Genomic DNA, 19,443 nt, shown 5'->3' on the forward strand with positions numbered 1-19,443 from the left:
GAAATAAAGGACGGCGAAACAAGCAGAGGGTGAAAATCATGGATCATTCGGAAGTCGTTCTTGTCACAGGATACAAACCTTACGAACTGGGCATATTTACAGCCGATCATCAGGGAATACCCGTCATCCGTTATTGTCTGAAGAAGCAAATCAGGAGACTTGCCGACGAGGGGACGACGTGGTTTGTGATCAGCGGCCAGGCGGGCGTCGAACTCTGGGCGGGCGACGCCTGTCTTGAAGTGAAAAAAGAAGACGGCCTTGATATTAAACTCGCTGTGCTGGTTCCCTTCCTTAATCAGGAAGTACGCTATAAGGACTGGCTTAAGGAGCAATATTATCGAATTATCGAGGCGGCGGATTTTACGGGAGCGATCAGTCGGCGTCCGTATGAGAGCCCGGTGCAGCTCAGGCAGAAAAACGATTATCTGGTTGCGAAAACCGATGGAGCACTGGTCCTTTATGATGAAGAGACCCCGGGGTCGCCGAAATACTGTCTGGCCGCGGCAAAACGGAAAGCCGGGAATGAGGACTATCCGATCCGGATGATCGACCGTTACGATCTCTCATCTGCGGCGGAAGAGCTTCAGCAGCAAAATCCGGATTATTGGTCGCAGATGTAATTGACATTGCCGGGCAAATTTGAAAAAATATAATGTAATTAGATTCGAACTTTGGGGTGATGGTTCAGAATGGCAGATCAAAAAACGGTCAAACTGACGAAAAATGAAATTCTGCATAAAGAATTCAAAACAGTTTTTCACGGATATCAGGCAGATGAGGTTGATCAATTCCTGGATGCGGTAATCAGTGACTACGATATATTTAATGGGGAAATTTCGCGTCTCCGCGAAGAAAACAAACGACTGAAAAGCGAGCTTCTTTCGCGTGGAGAATCACAGAGAGAGCAGCCGGTTCCTCCGGAAAACCAGGGACAGACGAATTACGATATTCTGAAACGGCTTTCTAATCTTGAAAAGCACGTTTTTGGCAACCGTCTCGATGAATAAAAGAGACGATTGTTGAACAAGGGTTGATTCTTTTATAAAAATGGATTATAATGTACATCTGTGACATTGTTTGTGTTCGGGTGATCGCTGTATTCCTTGAGAATATAGAGGAAAGTCCATGCTCGCACGATCTGTGATGATCGTAGTGTTCGTGCCTGGCGAAGTCATAAGCCAGGGTAGTCCGGAACTGTCCGGGCTAACGGCAGATGAACGGCCTGTGTCCCTTCCGGGGGATATGGTTCAGTAATCTTGAAAGTGCCATAGTGACGATCTCTTTCGGAAACGAAAGAAGTGGAACGCGGTAAACCCCTCGAGCGGGAAACTCAAACTTGGTAGAGGAACCCTTTGGAAGGAATCGAACGGAAAAAGGGACAGATGATTCTGTAGATAGATGATTGCCGCTTTTGTACGAGGAGCGACCGCTCCGTTTGAGTGCGAAAGTACAGAACATGGCTTACAGAACATGAATAATGCATTTTTTAAAAGAAAAGCCCTTTACGGGCTTTTTTTATTGCCGATAAAAAGTTGGGACCGGGAAAGGCGCTGAACTTTTTTAGAACGAAGAGGCTGCTTGGGAGGGCGAAGCAATGGCAAAAAGTCTGTCTCTGATCGCCACGGCGGCAATGGGTCTTGAATCCGTCGCTGCCGATGAGCTCAGAAAACTTGGCTATGCGGATCTGACGGTTGAGAACGGCAGGATTACATTTGCTGCAGATCCGGTTGATATTTGCAGGACAAACCTTTGGCTGAGGACGGCCGATCGGGTGAGAGTGAAAGTAGGAGCGTTTGAAGCGCTGACTTTCGATAGTCTCTTTGAACAGACGAAAGCCCTGCCGTGGGCGGATTTTCTTCCGGAAAACGCTGCTTTCCCGGTCACAGGGAAATCGCATAAATCCCGGCTGCACAGTGTCCCCGATTGCCAGGCGATCGTGAAGAAAGCGGTCGCTGAGAACATGAAGACCCGTTATCACAGGGAATGGTTTACGGAAGACGGCCCTCTTTTCAAAATACAGGTTGCCATTGACAAGGATCAGGTCATTCTGTCCATTGACACAAGCGGTGAAGGGCTTCACAAGCGAGGCTATCGCCGGCTGCACAGCGCCGCCCCTTTAAAAGAAACGCTGGCGAGTGCGCTGATTTATTTAAGCCGCTGGACGCCCGACCGCCCGTTTGCCGATCCTTTTTGCGGTTCCGGGACCCTTCCGATCGAGGCGGCGATGATCGGGCAGAACATTGCGCCCGGGTTTAACCGCTCGTTTGCCTCGGAGAACTGGCCGATGTTCCGGAACAACGAGTGGAAGGCTGCCCGTGAAGAGGCCGAAGATCAGGCGAACTACGATCGACAGCTCAATATATTGGGGAGCGATATTGACCATAATATGGTCGAGCTTTCGGAACATAATGCTCTGGAAGCGGGCCTGGGCGGTTTGATCACTTTTAAACAGATGCAGGTGGCCGACTTTACGGCAAAACAGGATTACGGATGCCTGATCGGCAATCCTCCTTACGGGGAACGGATGGGCGAGCGGGAACAGATTGAACAAATCTGCCGCGATCTCGGACAGCTTTTCCGGAAAAATGAGACCTTGTCTTTTTACTTCATTTCATCGTTTGAAGCTTTTGAAACGTTTTTCGGCAGAAAAGCGACAAAGAAACGGAAACTGTATAATGGCCGTATCCGTACGGATTATTATCAGTACTTCGGGCGTAAAAGGCCGAGAGAAGCAGAACCGTCACGATAATGACTGAATTCTGATGGACGCCCCGCTTCCAAAAAAAGCTTTCGATTGTTTTAGAAAGGCCGGCCGATAAAAACGGATATTGCACTATAAAGAACTTTGACGATTTTGTTGCAAGCAGGACATTATCTTTTGAAAAGAGAAATAGACTACAGATTCTTCTTAACAAAAAAGAGAAAGGTCGGGGGTCATGATGCCGATTGAAGAAACAGTGAAAGCTTATTATCGATACGTTAAAAAAATTATGGATTTTAATGAAGCGATTGCCTTGGCAGAATGGGATATGCGCACGGGCGCTCCGAAAAAAGGAATTGCACAGCGTTCGGAGGTTGTCGGAACGCTGGCGGATGAAGTGTTCAAACGGTCTGTTTCTGCGGAAATGAAACAGTACATCGATGCCCTGACGGATCCGGCGGTACAGAATAAGCTGAGTCAGGCAACCCGGAGAATGATTGAAAAATCAAAAAAAACATACGATCATTATGTAAAGATACCGACGGAAGAAAATCAGGCGTATACCGTTCTGCAGTCGCAGGCACAGAGTGTCTGGGAAGATGCCAAGGCAAAGGGCGATTTTTCGCTGCTTCGTCCTTATCTTGAAAAAATGGTAGATTTTAAGCGGCATTTTATCCAGTATTGGGGCGTCGAGACAAATAAGTATGACGCGCTTCTCGACCTTTATGAACCGGGACTGACCGCCGACACGATCGACCGGATATTTGATCAGCTGCGCCGGGGGATTGTTCCCCTTGTCCAGGCCATTGCTTCCTCAGGCAATCGGCCGGAGAGCGGTTTTCTAGCCGTCCGCTTTCCTGCCGAAAAACAAAAGGCATTCTGCCTGCACATTCTGCGTGAAAACGGCTACGATTTTGCGGCGGGCCGGCTTGACGAGACGGAGCATCCGTTTGAAACAACCCTGAATCCCGGCGATGTGCGCGTCACGACCCATTATCGGGAAAACGATTTTATCGCGGCCGTGCTCGGAACGATTCACGAAGGCGGGCACGCGATCTATGAGCAGCATATTTCCCGCGATCTGGTCGGAACGCCGCTCTGCGAGGGCACGTCGATGGGCATCCATGAATCGCAGTCGCTGTTCTTCGAGAATTTTATCGGCCGCAGCAAGGCTTTCTGGGAATATCATTATGAAGAACTGAAGCGTTATGCAAGCGGACAGTTTGACAATGTTTCGCTTGATAATTTTTACAGGGCCATTAATCAGTCTCATCCTTCTTTTATCCGGACACAGGCGGACGAACTGACCTACCCGCTGCACATCATGGTGCGCTATGATATTGAGAAGGCGCTGTTCGACGGAGATCTGGAAGTCGCGGACCTTCCGGGGGTATGGAATGAGAAGATGAAGGAATATCTCGGCATCGAGCCGAAAAATGACCGTGAAGGCGTGCTTCAGGATATCCACTGGCCAAGCGGAGATTTCGGCTATTTTCCGTCCTACGCGCTTGGGTATGTGTATGCGGCTCAGTTCAAACATGCCATGCTTCGTGAACTTCCGGATTTTGACGAGCACGTCCGCCGCGGAGACATTGCGGCCATTACGGACTGGCTGAGCCTGCACATTCATCGGTTCGGCAGCCTCAAGAAACCGCTTGAGATTCTGAACGATGCGACGGGCGAGGGTCCCAATCCCGACTATCTGATCCGTTATCTGACGGAGAAGTACAGCGATATTTACAGACTGAATCATTAATACGGGAAATACGTTTATTAAAGGATATTGCTCTCTTTTTTCATAAAGACAGAATGATGCCGCCTGAAACGGAAAACAGCCGTCAATCAGGCGGCGAAAGGGGTTTTTTATTTGGCAAGACAGGTACCGGCCTATGACGATGACACAATTCAAATTCTGGAAGGCCTCGAAGCGGTCAGAAAACGTCCCGGCATGTATATTGGATCGACGGATTCGCGGGGGCTGCATCATCTCGTCTATGAGATTGTCGATAATGCCGTTGATGAGGCTCTGGCGGGCTTTGGCAACGAGATCCTTGTCAGAATCCATAAGGACGGCAGCATCAGTGTCCGCGATTTCGGACGGGGCATGCCGACGGGAATTCACCGGACGGGCAAGCCGACGGTCGAAGTCATATTTACCGTGCTTCATGCCGGCGGAAAATTCGGACAGAGCGGCGGCTACACAACGAGCGGCGGTCTTCACGGCGTCGGATCGTCTGTTGTCAACGCTCTGTCCGAATGGCTTGAAGTGACGATCTGGCGGGACGGTTCTATTTTCAGGCAGCGTTTTGAAGGCGGCGGCCATCCGGTCTCGACTCTTGAAAAAATCGGAACGTCCAGGGAAAGCGGTTCGTTGGTCCATTTTAAACCGGACCCTTCTATTTTCAGCACGACAGCGTTTCAATTCGATGTTCTGAGCGAGCGGCTGCGCGAATCGGCATTCCTGAAGAAAGGGATGAAGATCGTCCTGACCGATGAACGCGCCGGAAAAGAGGAAACGTATCAGTATGAGGAGGGCCTGAAAGCGTTCGTTGCTTATCTGAATGAAGATAAGGATACCCTGCATCCGGTCGTTTCATTTGAAGGGAAGGCAAACGATATGGAAGTCGACGTTGCCTTTCAGTTTAACGACGGCTATTCGGAAAATCTGATCTCGTTTGTCAACAACGTCCGGACAAAGGACGGCGGAACACATGAGTCCGGATTCCGCACGGCTTTGACACGCGTTTTCAATGATTACGCCAGAAAGTCGGGACTGCTGAAAGAAAAAGATAAGAATCTCGACGGCAGCGATATCCGCGAAGGCTTCATGGGCATCGTCTCGGTCCGGATACCGGAACAGCTGCTTCAGTTTGAGGGCCAGACAAAGGAAAAACTGGGGACGAACGAGGCCCGTTCGGCCGTCGATACTGTCGTTTCCGAGCAGCTGTCCTATTATCTTGAAGAAAATCCGCAAACGAGTGAAATGCTGATCAGAAAGGCCGTCCGGGCCCAGCAGGCGCGTTTTGCTGCCCGCAAAGCGCGCGAGGAAGCGAGAAACGGCAAAAAAACGCGGCGGAAGGAGTCTCTTCTGAGCGGGAAGCTGACACCGGCTTCTTCAAAAAATGCAGACCGCAACGAGCTCTATCTGGTGGAAGGCGATTCGGCCGGCGGTTCCGCCAAACAGGGACGGGACCGTAAGTTCCAGGCTGTCCTTCCTTTGCGCGGAAAAGTGATCAACACACAAAAAGCGCGGCTTGAAGATATTTTGAAAAATGAAGAGATCAGTACGATGATCTATGCAATCGGAGCGGGCGTTGGGGCTGATTTCTCAATCAAAGACAGCAATTACGATAAAATCGTGATCATGACCGATGCGGATAATGACGGAGCCCACATCCAGGTACTGCTGCTGACCTTTTTCTATCGGTATATGCGGCCGCTGTTCGATGCGGGAAAGGTCTATATTGCCCTGCCGCCTCTTTACAAGGTAAGCCGGGGAACAGGGAAAAAGGAAGTGCTTGAGTACGCCTGGGATGATCAGGGCCTCAAAGAAGCGATCCAAAAGATCGGAAAGGGATACACCATCCAACGTTACAAAGGCCTGGGTGAGATGAATGCGGATCAGCTCTGGGAGACGACGATGAATCCGGATTCGCGGACGCTGATCCGTGTGAAGATTGATGATCAGGCCTATGCCGAGCGGAGGGTGACCACTTTGATGGGCGATAAGGTCGAGCCGCGCCGCAAATGGATTGAATCGCATGTTGCGTTCGGCCTTGACGAAGAGACGAACATCCTGGAAAATGAGAACCTGACAGTCGTGAAAGGTGCTGAGTAAAGATGGCAAAACGCGAAAAACTGCTCGATCTGCCGCTGGAAGAAGTCATCGGCGACCGCTTCGGCATATACAGTAAATACATTATTCAGGAACGCGCGCTTCCGGATGTCCGGGATGGTCTGAAGCCGGTACAGCGCCGTATTTTATTTGCGATGCTGCGCGATGGGAATACGAGCGACAAACCGTTCCGCAAATCGGCAAAGACCGTCGGCAATGTCATCGGCAACTATCATCCGCACGGCGACGCGCCGGTCTACGAAGCAATGGTCCGGATGAGCCAGGATTGGAAGGTGCGGATGCCTCTGATCGAAATGCACGGGAACAACGGCAGCCTGGACGGCGATCCGCCGGCAGCGATGCGTTACACAGAGGCCCGGCTGTCCCGCATTTCCGAGGAACTGCTGCGCGATATCGATGCCAAAACGGTCGATTTTGTGCCGAATTTTGATGATACACTGGAGGAACCGATTGTTTTCCCTTCGAAGTTCCCGAACCTGCTCGTTAATGGATCGACTGGGATTTCGGCCGGTTACGCAACGGAGATTCCTCCTCATTCTCTTGCTGAAATTATCGATGCGGCTGTCATGCTGATGGAGAAACCAGACAGCACGGTCGACGATCTGATGACTGTCGTAAAGGGGCCGGATTTCCCGAGCGGCGGCATTGTCCAGGGGATTGAAGGGATTAAAAAGGCCTATCGGACCGGAAAGGGCAAGATCGTGATCCGTGCCCGTACAAAAATCGAAGTTCTGCGTACGGGCAGACAGCAGGTTGTCATTACTGAACTCCCTTATGAAGTCAATAAAGCACAGCTTGTCAAAAAGATGGATGAACTGCGGCTCGACCACAAAGTAGAAGGCGTTGCGGAAGTCCGCGATGAGACGGACCGAAGCGGAATGCGCATCCTGATTGAATTGAAAAAAGATGCCGATGCCCAGGGCATTCTGAATTACTTTTTTAAAAATACCGATCTTCAGATTGCCTATAATTTCAATATGGTCGCTATCGATCATAAGGCTCCGCGCCAGCTCGGCCTTAAGGAGATCCTTGAGGCGTACGTTGAGCATCAGAAAGAAGTGGTCCGGCGCCGGTCGCAGTATGAGCTGGATAAAAGCAAAGAGCGCCAGCATATCGTTCAGGGCCTGATCAAAGCCGTTTCCATCCTTGACGACGTGATCCGCGTGATCCGCGCGTCCAAAGACAAAAAGAATGCCAAATTGAATCTGTCCGAAGCGTTTGGCTTCAGTGAGGCGCAGGCCGAAGCGATTGTCAATCTTCAGCTGTACCGTCTGACCAATACCGATATCGTAACGCTGCAGAAAGAGGAAGCCGAACTCGCAAAGACCATTGAACGGCTGGAAGGCATTCTCGCTTCTGAAAAGAAATTGATCGCCATCATCAAAAAAGAGTTGACTGCGATCAGAAAAAAGTACGCCGATGCGAGGCGGACAACCATTGAAAATGAAATCGAGGAAATAAAAATCGATCTGGAGGTCATGGTCGCCGCCGAGGATGTCGTTGTTTCACTGACCAAACACGGATATATTAAGCGTTCCAGCCTGCGCTCTTATTCTGCCAGCAGTGAAGATGCCGTTGCCATGAAAGAAACGGACCGGGTACTCTTTCAGCATGAGATGAATACGACCGATACGCTGCTCGTCTTTACAAACAGGGGGCACTATCTTTACATCCCGGTCCACGAAATTCCGGACAAACGCTGGAAGGAATTAGGCCAGCATGTGGCCAGCCTGGTGGCCGTCGAGGCGGATGAACAGGTTGTTGCGGCAGTTCCTGTAACGGATTTTCATACGGAAAACTGTTATATGACTTTTATTACGAAGCTTGGTACGGTGAAGCGTACAGAATTGGCTGAGTATAAAGCCCAGCGCTATTCAAAGCCGCTGACCGCACTGAAACTGAAAAAGGATGATGAATGTCTTCAGGCATTTCTGACGAACGGAAAGGCGGAGATCGTTGTCGCCACCCGGCTCGGCTATGGTCTGCGTTTTTCTGAAGATGACGCCGGCACTGTCGGCCTGAGAGCTGCCGGCGTCAAGGCGATCCAACTGAAGGCAGAAGACAGAGTCGCCGGCAGCGCCGTATTTTCAACGAATACGTCTCCCGGTTTGTTTATTGCCACAGATCGGGGAGCCGTTAAGAAAATGCCGCTGGACGGGCAGCTGGAAAAAAGTTCGCGCGCACGGCGCGGCCTCATGCTGCTTCGTGAATTGAAAACGAGGCCGCATCGTATTGCCGGCATTGAACTCGTGTCTTCCGAAGACTCTGTTCAGCTCTTAACTGAAAAGGGCAAAATCGTGGCCGTCGATGTTGCCGGAATGCGCCTGTCCGACCGGTACAATAACGGTTCCTTTGTTGTCGATCAGGATGAGGACGGCGATGTTATTGAAATCTGGAAAAATGTTTCGAATCATAGCCAGGATCGGATCGTTTAACTCCGGTCTGTTTGCAGCTGCTGCCGGGAGCGATCTGGCCGAGGGACGGATCCGGCTTCTGCTTTCTTCACGCTGACGGGTTGATTTTCCGGGCAGGAGCAAATTTTATGTAAGTTTCATCTGTTTACCTCCCTTGTCAGAATGGTTTATTATTATTTAGAGTGGGCTGTATGAGAGAGAACCATCCAATTTTGATAAAAATGCCTTCAGACTTTCAGACTTTCAGATTTTTTTCAGCGAGCAATGATATTTTATTTTTTAAGAGGTGAGGACTTGCAGATGAAGCGGTTTTATGCTGAAGAGCCGGCTCACCGGACGGTCTGCCGCAAGGTCGGCCATCCGTTCTCTTGAGAGGGCAGATAAGACGGTGCGATCTTTTCTGAATCCGGCGGAAACCGTGTTTTTCTTTTTTTGATTGAGGCGAAATATGGAGCAGTTCATTTCTAAAATAAATTCTGGAGGGGTTATTTTGACTGAAGATCAGGCTCTGTATGATGTAACGATTATCGGCGGAGGTCCGACGGGTCTTTTTACCGCTTTTTATGCCGGACTGCGCCAGATGAAGGTAAAAATAATTGAAAATCTTCCGCAGCTGGGCGGTCAGTTGGGGACGCTTTATCCGGAAAAAGATATTTTTGATGTTGCCGGGTTTCCGAGAGTCAAGGCAAAAGATCTGGTAAAGCGTCTCATCGGTCAGGCCGGACAGTTCCATCCGACGATGATACTTGGCGAGAATGTCAATGCACTGCATAAAATGGATGACGGCACGATCGTTCTTGAGAGCGAATCGGGAGCCAGTCACCGGACAAAAACGGTTATCATTGCTGCGGGCGTCGGAGCCTTTTCACCGAGGCCGCTGAAGGTGGAAGGCGCCGAGAAGTATGAGCAGACGAACCTTCACTACTACGTTAATGACGTTCAGAAATTCAAGAACAAAAAAGTTGTCATATTGGGCGGCGGAGACTCGGCCGTTGACTGGGCCAATACGCTGGAAGCGATAGCGGACGAAGTAACGATCGTTCATCGGCGCAATGCATTCCGCGCTCATGAAACAACCGTTCAGCGGATGAAGGACTCTTCGATTAAGGTATTGACCCCGTTTACGGCGAAAGCCATTGAGGGAGCGGACGGAGTCATTAAACGGCTGATCGTTTCTGAAGTCAAAGGGACCCGCGAAGAAAATCTTCCGCTTGATGATCTAATCGTTAATTACGGCTTTGTTTCCGCACTGGGGCCGATTAAGGACTGGGGCCTGGAATTAGATAAAAATTCGATTGTGGTCAATTCCAAAATGGAGACCAATATTCCGGGCGTATATGCTGCCGGCGATGTAGCTGCCTATCCCGGAAAAGTAAAACTGATTGCGAGCGGGTTTGGCGAAGCCCCGACGGCTGTCAACAACGCGAAGCACTATATTGATCCGGATTCACGGACACAGCCGATGCACAGTTCAAGTGCCGAAGAGCTTTTTTCAAAGTAAAAAATAGCGATCGGATTTTTTACTGCTGATTTGAGGAAAATAGATCAATAATTGGATGGCAAACCAGTCACTCGATGGAGAGCAGTGGCTGGTTTTATGATGCACTTCAGTAACTGAACGTTATCCCGCGCCATCTGACTTATAATCGTAAGGTGTGTGATCGGGGCGGAGAGACGGTGCGAAGCTTGCTGCCCCGAGAAGAATTTTTGATCCGTGACCGGCACCGGCTGAAGCACCAGAGCACGGCTGAACAATAAGATTAGGAGACCTATGAATGAACGAACATACATTACAGGAAGATTGGATAAACGCCGTCACGACTGCAGTCAGTCTGATCGAACAGGCGGGCGTACCCTATACGCTGGAAGGGATCGGAGCACTTGTTGTTCAGGGCGTCATGGCCCGGCCCCGGGAAAAATCGGAGACGCGGCTGTCCGTACAGTGGGATGCAATGACTGAGATTCAGCGGCTTTTTCATAGCTATGGAGCGGGCGCCGTTGAAGAAAGAGGAAGGGAGACTTCATTTCTGTTCAAAATCGACTGTTTTTCTTTCAGAATCGTCTGCAGGCACGGCGAAGTGATCCGGACAGATCCCGAACGTCTCAGGATATTTTTCAGCGGTTTTGCTCTTTTTGTCAAATCTGTCGATTCCTTTTTATATGTTCTGAAGAAAGACGATCCCGTTTATCTTGAAATAAAAAAATATCTTCACAGGCTGCAGGAGTCTGCTGCCGGTCAAAATGGCCGGGCATGGAACGACGAAGCGTACAAAGCGTGGGTCGAGCGCTTTGGCCCGCCGGAGCAGGCCGCTGAAAAAATCAGGCGTGATCCGGAAGGCAGACTGGCGCAGCTGGCTGCCTATATCGGCGATCCAAGAGGGAAAAAAATCATCAATCTGCTTGGCTCACACGGCGGTAAAGCACTGGCGCTCGAAATACTGGGCGCGAGCGTCACGGTGGCGGATATATCGGAGGAAAATGCGGCCTATGCCAGACAAACGGCCGCTGCACTCCATGTCGACCTGAACTATATCGTCTCTGATGTTTTAAATCTCCCGGATAAAATCCAAAAACCGGAGAATGATCTGGTCCTTATGGAACTGGGTGTGCTGCACTATTTCGTCGATCTTGAACCGCTCGCTTCTCTGATCTACCGGCTGCTGAAACCGGGCGGAAAGCTGGTACTCCAGGAATTTCATCCGGTGTCGATGAAGCTGGTGACGACCCGCGGAAAGAAACAGGTCGTCTTTGGCAATTATTTTGACAAGAAGCCCCGGGAACGGGCGGTGGCCTTCAGCAAACATCTGGCGTCGGCGGAGGAACTGCAGAATAAGGTTTATCTCCGGGAATGGACGCTTGGCGAAATTGTCACGGCATTTGCACAGGCCGGTCTGCGTGTCGAACGGCTGGATGAAGCACCCAATATGAAAATCAGCGACATCGGCATTCCTAAAATATTTACCCTTGTCTGTTCCAAATGAACGCCGTGATGAATTTTAAGCAAAAACCGATCTTCTATTAATCCATTAAGTGAAATAGAAAGATATTTTCTATAAAATAAAGTTGAGCGACGGGGCAGCGCCGGCGGCGAAGCGTTTTGAAAAGGATTTGTTTTTCGGCCTTTTCTTTTGTCCAGCAATGCTGACCATGGAAGCCGGGCAAATGATTTGATCAAATAATAGGTTTACATATAAACTGATGTTAATCAAAGCGTTCGTTAGAAATCGAAATGAGCAGGGCGGAGGAGGGAGCAACCGGTGCAGGAAGAAGAGGAACATTTTTCAGTGAAAGAAAAACGGCTGGGTGTACGGCTTTGGTCTAATCTGTCCAGGTCATACATCAGCCGCTTCCGGCGGTCTAATGAATTTCTAAGAGAGTGGCATCTGAGCAGTGCTCAGTTTGATGTCCTGACTCTGATCGGTTCCCATGCCCGCCTTTCTCAGAAAGAACTGGCTGAGAAACTGATGGTAACAAAAGGGAATATTACACAGATCCTGCGAAAGATGGAAGATGCCGGATATATTATCAGGGAACAGGAATGGAAGACAAAGTATCTGTCGCTTACCGAAAAGGGGACAGTCCTGTTCAATGAAATTCTGCCCATGCAAGAAGCGTTCCAGGCCTCATTGTTTCAGACACTGACAAAAAAGGAACGAAAACAATTATTGAAACTGCTGAAAAAAGTGAATCGTGAATAAGGAATAGGCAGATGGAAAAGCCGATTTGCCCAATAATATCGATTAGAGGATCTGCACTGTTTTAATTAAACGTTTGTTTAATTTGTGTATTCGCTTATTCGGCGATTCAAAACGTGGCCCAGGCATCATTTTGTGTTCGGCCGGCATTGAGGCACACGGGCTCAATCCAAATGCTGTAGAGGCAATGAAAGAAGCAGGTATTGATATCTCGCAGCAAACATCCAAGCTGATCGACAGGAACCTGCTCAATCAGGCTTATCGGGTCGTCACTTTGTGCGGCGATGCAGAAGAACGGTGACCGATGACCTCTCACAGGTCAGGCGGGAACACTGGGGCTTCGAGGATCCGGCAAAGGCACAGGGCACAGAGGCAGAAAAGCAGGCCGTATTTCAGCGTGTCCGGGATGGCATTGAAAAACGGATCAAACAGTTTGCGGAGGAAGAAAAATCATTAAACCCTTGAACGGAAATAAGCCGGACAAAAATATCCGGAAAGAAGACCGGTCATTGACGGGGCCGGGATCTTCCGGTTGCTGTTAAATACAGGGCAGCAATGCTTTAACTAAGGGTGTGCTTTCCATTTAAAAAACAGCTGAATAGTTTACATAATTATTTTATGATCGACAAATTGCTCCAATCCGATCTTCCCACATCTCCGCTCTTTTTTTTAACGTAACATGCTTCGAATTCAAAATAGAAATTCTGAAGAATGGATCGTAAACGAATCAATGGATTGGAAGATGGATCAGGAGACTTTGTCCGTCATGTCAGCAATCATCCGGCCGGTCTTTGCGTCAATAAATAATCTCGGCATATCGGCTTATACATATAAATTGCGCATACATATGCAGACAATGTACATATGTTCTCCTTCCATTATACGTATATATCGTGTATATTTATAAATATAATCTGAATAGTTTAGATCCAAATCCCAAATGAGAGGAAGTTGCCCATGCCGAATAAAACGATTTATGTTCCGGATGCCGATCTGCAGGTTTTTGATCAAGCTCAGAAAGTTTCGGGAAATAATTTGTCGGCTACCATTGTTCAGGCGCTGCGTTACTTTGTCAAAATTGGCGAGGGAAAGGGATTTGAGCAGGTGGATGTATTAGAAGGAGAAAACGGTTTTTATAAAAGGAAACGATTTATCGGCCGGGAATTGGCATCCGCCAGTGTTTATGACGATGCCGACGAACGGATGACGAATTATATTGTTTATGAAACGGTGCACGGGCGTTACGCCGTTCTAATCACCGAGGAGAAAAAAATTCCTTTGGAGCAATCAATTGAACGGGAGCTTGAGAAAAGGATTATGGAGAGGCTCGCGGGAGAAAATAAAAAGAGCATTCAGATCTCTAAAGAAGAGGATGTTCCGGATATCCGCCGGCTGGAAGTTTATGATTCGATCGACATGCTTGCCGGGCATGTGCCCGGCGATCTTTACCGTGCCCTTCATGAGATCAGGGACGGCGAGTTTCTTGATATATGACAGTCCGCAGCGCGATTCTGTCTGCGGCCGTCTGCCGATATTTTTTATAGGAAAATGCCTGATATACGCTCATTATTCAGACACCGTTTTCGATTAAATGAATGCAGACAAACAATGGCATAAGCTTTTGTAAAAAGACAAAAAAAGGCTTTTCATCGTTTGCGGAAAGGCGTTATTATAAGAATATAAGGCCATGAAAAGTGATCTGTCATTTTTGATTTTGCCTTTCAGAAATAAAAAATGAGATCAACTGAATCGGAGGGTAATTGGATGTCCATTTTTAAGAGATTGCGCGATTTAGCCGTTTCCAATGTGTATGCTTTGATTGAAAAAGCGGAAGATCCGATCAAAATGACGGATCAGTACTTGCGTGATATGCAGGAAGACGTACTGGATGCTGAAAAAAGCGTTGCGGCGCAAATTGCTCTTGAGAAAAAATTCAAGGCTCTTTATGAAGAACAGTCCGAACTGGTCGCAAAACGTGAGAAACAGGCCCATATTGCCGTTGAGGAGGGCAATCTTGATCTTGCGAGAAGAGTCATTGAAGATAAACAGCATGCCGAACAGAAAGTGAATGAATATAAGGAACGTTATGAGCAAAACAAGGCGGCTTCGGAAAATCTCCGCGAGAAGCTTGACGAGATGCGCAAACAAGTCGCTGCACTCAAAGACAAGCGGGAAACGCTTGTTGCCAGGGTCAATGCGGCAAGGGCGCAGAAAAATATTAACGAGACTATGTCAGGCTTTGATTCAAACACAGCAATGGCCGGTCTGAAACGCATGGAAGAGAAGACATTGCAGATGGAAGCCGAGGCGGAAGCAAGCGGCGAAGTCTACAAAAAAGACAAGTCCATAGATGAAGAGTTTGAGAACCTGGGCAAGGATAAAAAAGTGGAAGATGAGCTTGCCCGGCTGATCGAGCAGCACAAAAAGTAAAAGGGCCCAAAGGCAACAAGAAATAAGCGAGCGGAGAGCCGGCATGCCGAACAGATTTTTAATAGACGGCTGCCGGCTTTATTTTTACCATCAAACAAACGGCCAAACGGCAAGCCAGTTTGAGCGGCCGAACATAAGCGCCGCGTCCGGCATGAAACTGTTCCGGCTGTCACGCCGTCACAAGAAGGCTTCGTTATGGGTACGAGGCCAAAATTTTTAAGGCAGTTTAAGGCAGATTGAGAGGAGAAAATAATGTCAGTTTTTCGCCGAATCATCAACTTAGTCAAAAAAACGGAACCGGCAATCGTCGAAAAGACGCCCTACACGTTGTCGGTAGGCGATATTGTCGATATCTCATTTTCAAGTTATACGGTGGCCGGCAGAACGTTTTTCCCGCAGCGCCAGGAGGTTTTTTTAACTTTAAAGGACGGAAGCACGGTCAAATATATGCAGGTAGCCAAGCGGGAAACATTGGATCTGGCACTCTTTGAAGCTATCGATGGCCGCCTCGAAGATATCAGTGAAGTTCCAACGACGATTGAAATGGACGGGACTCTGTATCATATGGGAGATCAGGCAGTCGGCGCGGCTCATGCGTCAGGGGATACCTCTTTTCCGTCTTCGGATGAACGGTATCTCTGGGATTTTGAATCTGACGATCGCAAGCTGCTGCGTATTGAATGGCAGGCAGGCCGGATTATGTTATATGAAGGGGAAACTGTGCTGCCGATGGAAGTCAAAATCATTCAATCATGAAGTCATGAGCAGAAAGAAGCGTTGAGCATGTTCAGACAATTGTCAAACGCCTTAAAAATCGTCCTGGTTCTGGTACTTGGGGCTTCCATACTAGCCGGATGTTCCGGGCAGTCCGCTGTCGGCGGCTATCCGCTGCTCTCCGTCTCTAAAAACGGCAATCAGGAGTCGTACATCTATCAGGCCGATAACCAGACCGTTCCGGAAGTGGCCAAAAAATTAAGCGGTCAAAGGAAACCGGAACAGATGTCTAAGACGGACAGTCAGCAAATGTTCCTGGTTTATTCCAATGAGCTTTATGATATTCAAAAAGACAAGAAGAACCCGAACAATACCGTGATTGAGGTCAGCAACAAAGCATTCGTAGACAATAACTACAGTTCATCTTTTCTGAAGGGATATCTGTCGGCGGTTCTGCTTGATCAGATCTTTCAACTGGGTCAGAACGCTGTAGGAAATTATCGGGGCTATACAAACAGCAAAACCTATCCGTCCGCATCGAAATACCGCCGGCCGACGGTACAGGAGAAAAAGGTGATTCCTCCGATAACGAAGCAGACGACGGGATCGATCATCCGGCGCAGCAATTCCGGCAGCAATTCAAATACCGTTTCAAGTACACTGTCGAAAATAGGAACGAGCGTTTCAAAAGATATGGGGCAGGCTGTCCGTTCTGTTGAAAAGAGTACAGGGAAAATTTTTAAAGCAAACAGCGGCTCCGGTTCCAATAAAGTTGCACCCAAGAGTTCAACTATTTCAATACCGAAAAACAATTCTCCTCCCAAAATAAAAACCGGCGGCTTTGGGAAGATCATAAAACGGAGCAGATAAACAGTTCTGCCGACATAAATAAAAGATATAAAAGATATATAAGAACAAGCCGCTCAATGGAGGAGGGGGTTCATCATGGATTATGTTCAGGAACTGCGGGAGCTGATCGGACATCGTCCGCTAATTATCGCAGGGGCAACCATCCTGGTTTTCAATGATAAGAGAGAAATATTGCTTCAATTACGGTCGGATACAAAAGAGTGGGGGCTGCCGGGAGGTGCCATGGAACTCGGTGAGTCGTTTGAACAGACCGCCAGGCGCGAGTTATTTGAAGAAACCGGATTGACCACAGAAGAGCTGGTATTTGTTGCCGTTTTTTCAGGCCGGGAATTTTATTTTAAATATCCGAATGATGATGAAGTCTTTAATGTAATCGTTGCCTATGAAACGAACAGGGCGACGGGGGAACTGGCGATGAATGACGGTGAGAGCCTGGAGCTGAAATTTTTTGATTTTCGGCATTTACCGGAAGAGCTTGACGAGCGGACGAAGATTATTTTGGCACGCGGCGGCATTCAGAAAACGGTTAATTAAAGAGTACATAAATTATATTATGTAAACTGGACTGAGAAAAAGAGGGAAGGGAATCCGTCTCCCGTTAATCCGATTGCTTTTCTTCGGGAAACGGTTCCTGATTGTCGAAGTGATCGTCCATATGATCCACGGCTTTTTTCAGTTCATCGTTAGACAAATGTGTATAGATCATCGTCGTCTGAACGGACGAATGCCCCAGTTGACGGCGCAGCTTCGGAATATCGTTATTCTCGGCCTGATAGCGTGTCGCAAAAGAATGCCGCAATTTATGTACCGACAGCGACGGTTTGCCGAAAGCCGTTGCGTATTTTTTTACCAGATTTTCAACGGCCCGCGGGCTGAGCCGCCGTGTTGTATCCTTTGGACCCATGGGTGCAGAAACAAATAAGGCTTTATTGGATGACGGCAGATGGTATTTTTTAGCGCGGACATTCAGATAATCCTCAAGATCGAGGCTGGCCTGTTCACTGAAAAAGACGTACTGCTCCTTGTTTCCCTTGCGAATGACACGGACCATTCGTTTTTTGAAGTCAACATCGCTGACATCCAGGCCGACGACTTCGGAAAGGCGGAGTCCCGACCCTAATATGAGGGAAACGATCGCTGTGTCGCGTTCAGCGTTTTGGCTGTGGAAATGAAGCAGCTTCCGGTTATCTTTTACTACATCGCGGTAGTCGCGGGCGACAAAACAGCGAAATTGTTCGTATTCATCATTCCAAAGAATTTTTCCGGCCATTTTCTGGGCGATTGTTTCCTGGTCTTCTTTTATTTTGTTAAAAGCAATTTTAGCCATGACATTGCGCAGCAGATAGGGCTTGAGATCGGGTGTTTCAGCGACGTTCTGCAGATAGTTGAATAGTGATTTCAGTGCGGAAAGCTTGCGGTTGATTGTGAATTTGTCATTATGCAGCCGAAATTGCAAATAGGAAAGAAAATTTTCCACAGACTGCGGGGTCAGCGACTCCAGACAATCCAGCGGAATTTCTGTGCGCTTGCCGGTGAAGAAACCTTCAGCGAGCAGCCAGTCAAAGAAGATTAAATAATCATGGCAGTAATTAAGCAGTGATCTCGGCGACATCGTCCGCATTTTCTTGTCGACGTACTCTCGGACATACCACGGCAATTCAGCCGTTTTTTCATCAATACGGTCGTAAAGTCGGCGGTTGCGTTCATCGGCCATTGAAAACACCTCCATAAAAATAAAAATAAAAATGCATTAACTAGGGAGAAATCAGTTTTTATTTTAACACGAGGATATTACTTCGTCAAAATTATATTTTACGCAGTAATCTAGGGCAGTGAAAATGCTCCTCTTTCTATCAATGATTCTCGTGTCACAAATCTGCAGATCATATTTTCTTTTGCACTTTCTTCATCCTTTTAAATATCCTTTTAAATATCAGATTCAAACTCATTAAATATCAGATTCAAACTCAAAGATTTTTACATTTTCTATCGATGGTTCCCACGCCGCCGATTCATTTCATTTCATTAAAATCTGAAATGTAGATCTGTCAAAAACAACATAATCTGAAACGATATCGCTAAAATAAATCACTTTAAATTTTAACAGTCTTTCTGACTGACTTTACTTACCCATTATTTCATTCATTTGCTTTATCTCTTTTCCTGACAAGCAGGCAATTATTCCTGGATCCGTACCACCGCATCGACTTGCCTGAGAAAAAATCATGATGTCATGCACTGTCCTCGCTTTTTACCTACCTGCTCGCCGTCCTCCTTCCTTTCGGCTTAGCTTTTAATTTATCTGAATTTTTAATCTACCGCGGTAAATTTGACGGATCAATGAGTACTGCCTATGATAGTTACGCTGCAAAAGATTTTTTGATCCTGCTCCCCTTTTGGACTGGCCAAGATCGGTTGCTTGCAAAATATATAAGCGTATTTTAATATAAAGATATCGAAATATAGTTGATGAACAATATGCCGACGGTGATGATTAATGCCCTCTCGATCGATGCCACTCCGATGACGGGTTTGATGCGCCGGGCACTGGTTTATGCGAACGGGGTCGGTGCCGATCTGGGTCCGAAAATGACGCCGATTGGCTCACTGGCCACCCTGCTGTGGCTGCATGTGCTGTCCGAAAAGGGCGTCAAAATCAGGTGGGGACAGTATTTTAAAATCGGTGTTGTTATTACCCTGCCTGTTCTGTTGCTCACCTTGATCGGTGTTTATCTTTCTGTACTGCTGTTTGCTTGAATCGGA

At 48.0% G+C, this 19,443-nt stretch carries 15 protein-coding genes, 1 other RNA gene and 2 pseudogenes; 17 read left to right on the forward strand and 1 reads right to left on the reverse strand.

All coding sequences use genetic code 11. The features are described 5' to 3' along the window. Positions 1–38 precede the first annotated feature (38 nt). The 16 genes and pseudogenes from Q6A92_RS09925 (at position 39) to Q6A92_RS10000 (ending at position 17,214) form a co-directional block, all read left to right on the forward strand. The gene (locus Q6A92_RS09925; protein WP_274399549.1) at positions 39–620 is read left to right on the forward strand and encodes a DUF1273 domain-containing protein; all 582 of its coding nucleotides are present in this window, start codon (positions 39–41) and stop codon (positions 618–620) included. A gap of 69 nt (positions 621–689) precedes the next feature. Then, positions 690–1,007 (forward strand): cell division regulator GpsB, encoded by a 318-nt coding sequence (gene gpsB / locus Q6A92_RS09930; protein WP_274399547.1) that lies wholly within the window; start codon positions 690–692, stop codon positions 1,005–1,007. Between the two features lie 72 nt (positions 1,008–1,079). Further along, an RNA gene (rnpB, locus tag Q6A92_RS09935) (RNase P RNA component class B) lies at positions 1,080–1,469 on the forward strand. 125 nt (positions 1,470–1,594) lie between these two features. Then, the gene (locus Q6A92_RS09940; RefSeq protein ID WP_332238012.1) at positions 1,595–2,749 is read left to right on the forward strand and encodes a THUMP domain-containing class I SAM-dependent RNA methyltransferase; all 1,155 of its coding nucleotides are present in this window, start codon (positions 1,595–1,597) and stop codon (positions 2,747–2,749) included. A 190-nt stretch (positions 2,750–2,939) separates the two neighbouring features. Next, positions 2,940–4,457: a carboxypeptidase M32 gene (locus tag Q6A92_RS09945; protein WP_332238013.1), complete on the forward strand. Its 1,518-nt coding sequence runs from the start codon at positions 2,940–2,942 to the stop codon at positions 4,455–4,457. Positions 4,458–4,568: 111 nt separating this feature from the next. Continuing rightward, positions 4,569–6,539 (forward strand): DNA topoisomerase IV subunit B, encoded by a 1,971-nt coding sequence (parE, locus tag Q6A92_RS09950; RefSeq protein ID WP_274399542.1) that lies wholly within the window; start codon positions 4,569–4,571, stop codon positions 6,537–6,539. 2 nt (positions 6,540–6,541) lie between these two features. After that, positions 6,542–8,992 (forward strand): DNA topoisomerase IV subunit A, encoded by a 2,451-nt coding sequence (parC, locus tag Q6A92_RS09955; RefSeq protein ID WP_274399540.1) that lies wholly within the window; start codon positions 6,542–6,544, stop codon positions 8,990–8,992. 469 nt (positions 8,993–9,461) lie between these two features. Beyond that, complete coding sequence (locus tag Q6A92_RS09960; RefSeq protein WP_274399538.1) at positions 9,462–10,472, forward strand: NAD(P)/FAD-dependent oxidoreductase; 1,011 nt, start codon at positions 9,462–9,464, stop codon at positions 10,470–10,472. Positions 10,473–10,746: 274 nt separating this feature from the next. Then, complete coding sequence (locus tag Q6A92_RS09965; protein ID WP_332238015.1) at positions 10,747–11,952, forward strand: class I SAM-dependent methyltransferase; 1,206 nt, start codon at positions 10,747–10,749, stop codon at positions 11,950–11,952. Positions 11,953–12,228: 276 nt separating this feature from the next. Beyond that, positions 12,229–12,669, forward strand: a complete 441-nt coding sequence (locus Q6A92_RS09970) for a MarR family winged helix-turn-helix transcriptional regulator (protein ID WP_274399535.1) — start codon at positions 12,229–12,231, stop codon at positions 12,667–12,669. 136 nt (positions 12,670–12,805) lie between these two features. Then, positions 12,806–13,131: pseudogene (locus tag Q6A92_RS09975) on the forward strand (arsenate reductase/protein-tyrosine-phosphatase family protein); the annotation flags it as partial. Positions 13,132–13,623: 492 nt separating this feature from the next. Next, positions 13,624–14,160 (forward strand): EXLDI protein, encoded by a 537-nt coding sequence (locus Q6A92_RS09980; protein ID WP_274399533.1) that lies wholly within the window; start codon positions 13,624–13,626, stop codon positions 14,158–14,160. Positions 14,161–14,430: 270 nt separating this feature from the next. Beyond that, entirely contained in the window at positions 14,431–15,096 is a 666-nt protein-coding gene (locus Q6A92_RS09985) for a PspA/IM30 family protein (protein WP_274399531.1), read from the forward strand. Between the two features lie 252 nt (positions 15,097–15,348). Beyond that, positions 15,349–15,852 carry a DUF4178 domain-containing protein gene (locus Q6A92_RS09990; protein ID WP_274399530.1) on the forward strand — a complete coding sequence of 168 codons (504 nt, stop codon included), beginning with the start codon at positions 15,349–15,351 and terminating at the stop codon, positions 15,850–15,852. Between the two features lie 27 nt (positions 15,853–15,879). Continuing rightward, positions 15,880–16,680 carry a DUF4247 domain-containing protein gene (locus Q6A92_RS09995; RefSeq protein ID WP_274399529.1) on the forward strand — a complete coding sequence of 267 codons (801 nt, stop codon included), beginning with the start codon at positions 15,880–15,882 and terminating at the stop codon, positions 16,678–16,680. Between the two features lie 75 nt (positions 16,681–16,755). Next, a complete protein-coding gene (locus Q6A92_RS10000; RefSeq protein WP_274399528.1) occupies positions 16,756–17,214 on the forward strand; it encodes an NUDIX hydrolase in 459 nt (152 codons plus the stop codon). A gap of 64 nt (positions 17,215–17,278) precedes the next feature. Here Q6A92_RS10000 and xerS read toward each other — a convergent pair whose 3' ends face one another. After that, on the reverse strand, positions 17,279–18,394 hold the full coding sequence (gene xerS, locus Q6A92_RS10005) for a tyrosine recombinase XerS (protein WP_332238018.1): 1,116 nt from the start codon (positions 18,392–18,394) through the stop codon (positions 17,279–17,281). 752 nt (positions 18,395–19,146) lie between these two features. On the opposite strand from xerS, the pseudogene Q6A92_RS10010 reads away from it, so the two are divergent. Next, positions 19,147–19,437, forward strand: a pseudogene (locus Q6A92_RS10010) (ArsB/NhaD family transporter); the annotation flags it as partial. Positions 19,438–19,443 lie beyond the last annotated feature (6 nt).

The sequence above is a fragment of the Sporolactobacillus sp. KGMB 08714 genome (assembly GCF_036598985.1).
Lineage (GTDB): Bacteria > Bacillota > Bacilli > Bacillales > Sporolactobacillaceae > Sporolactobacillus.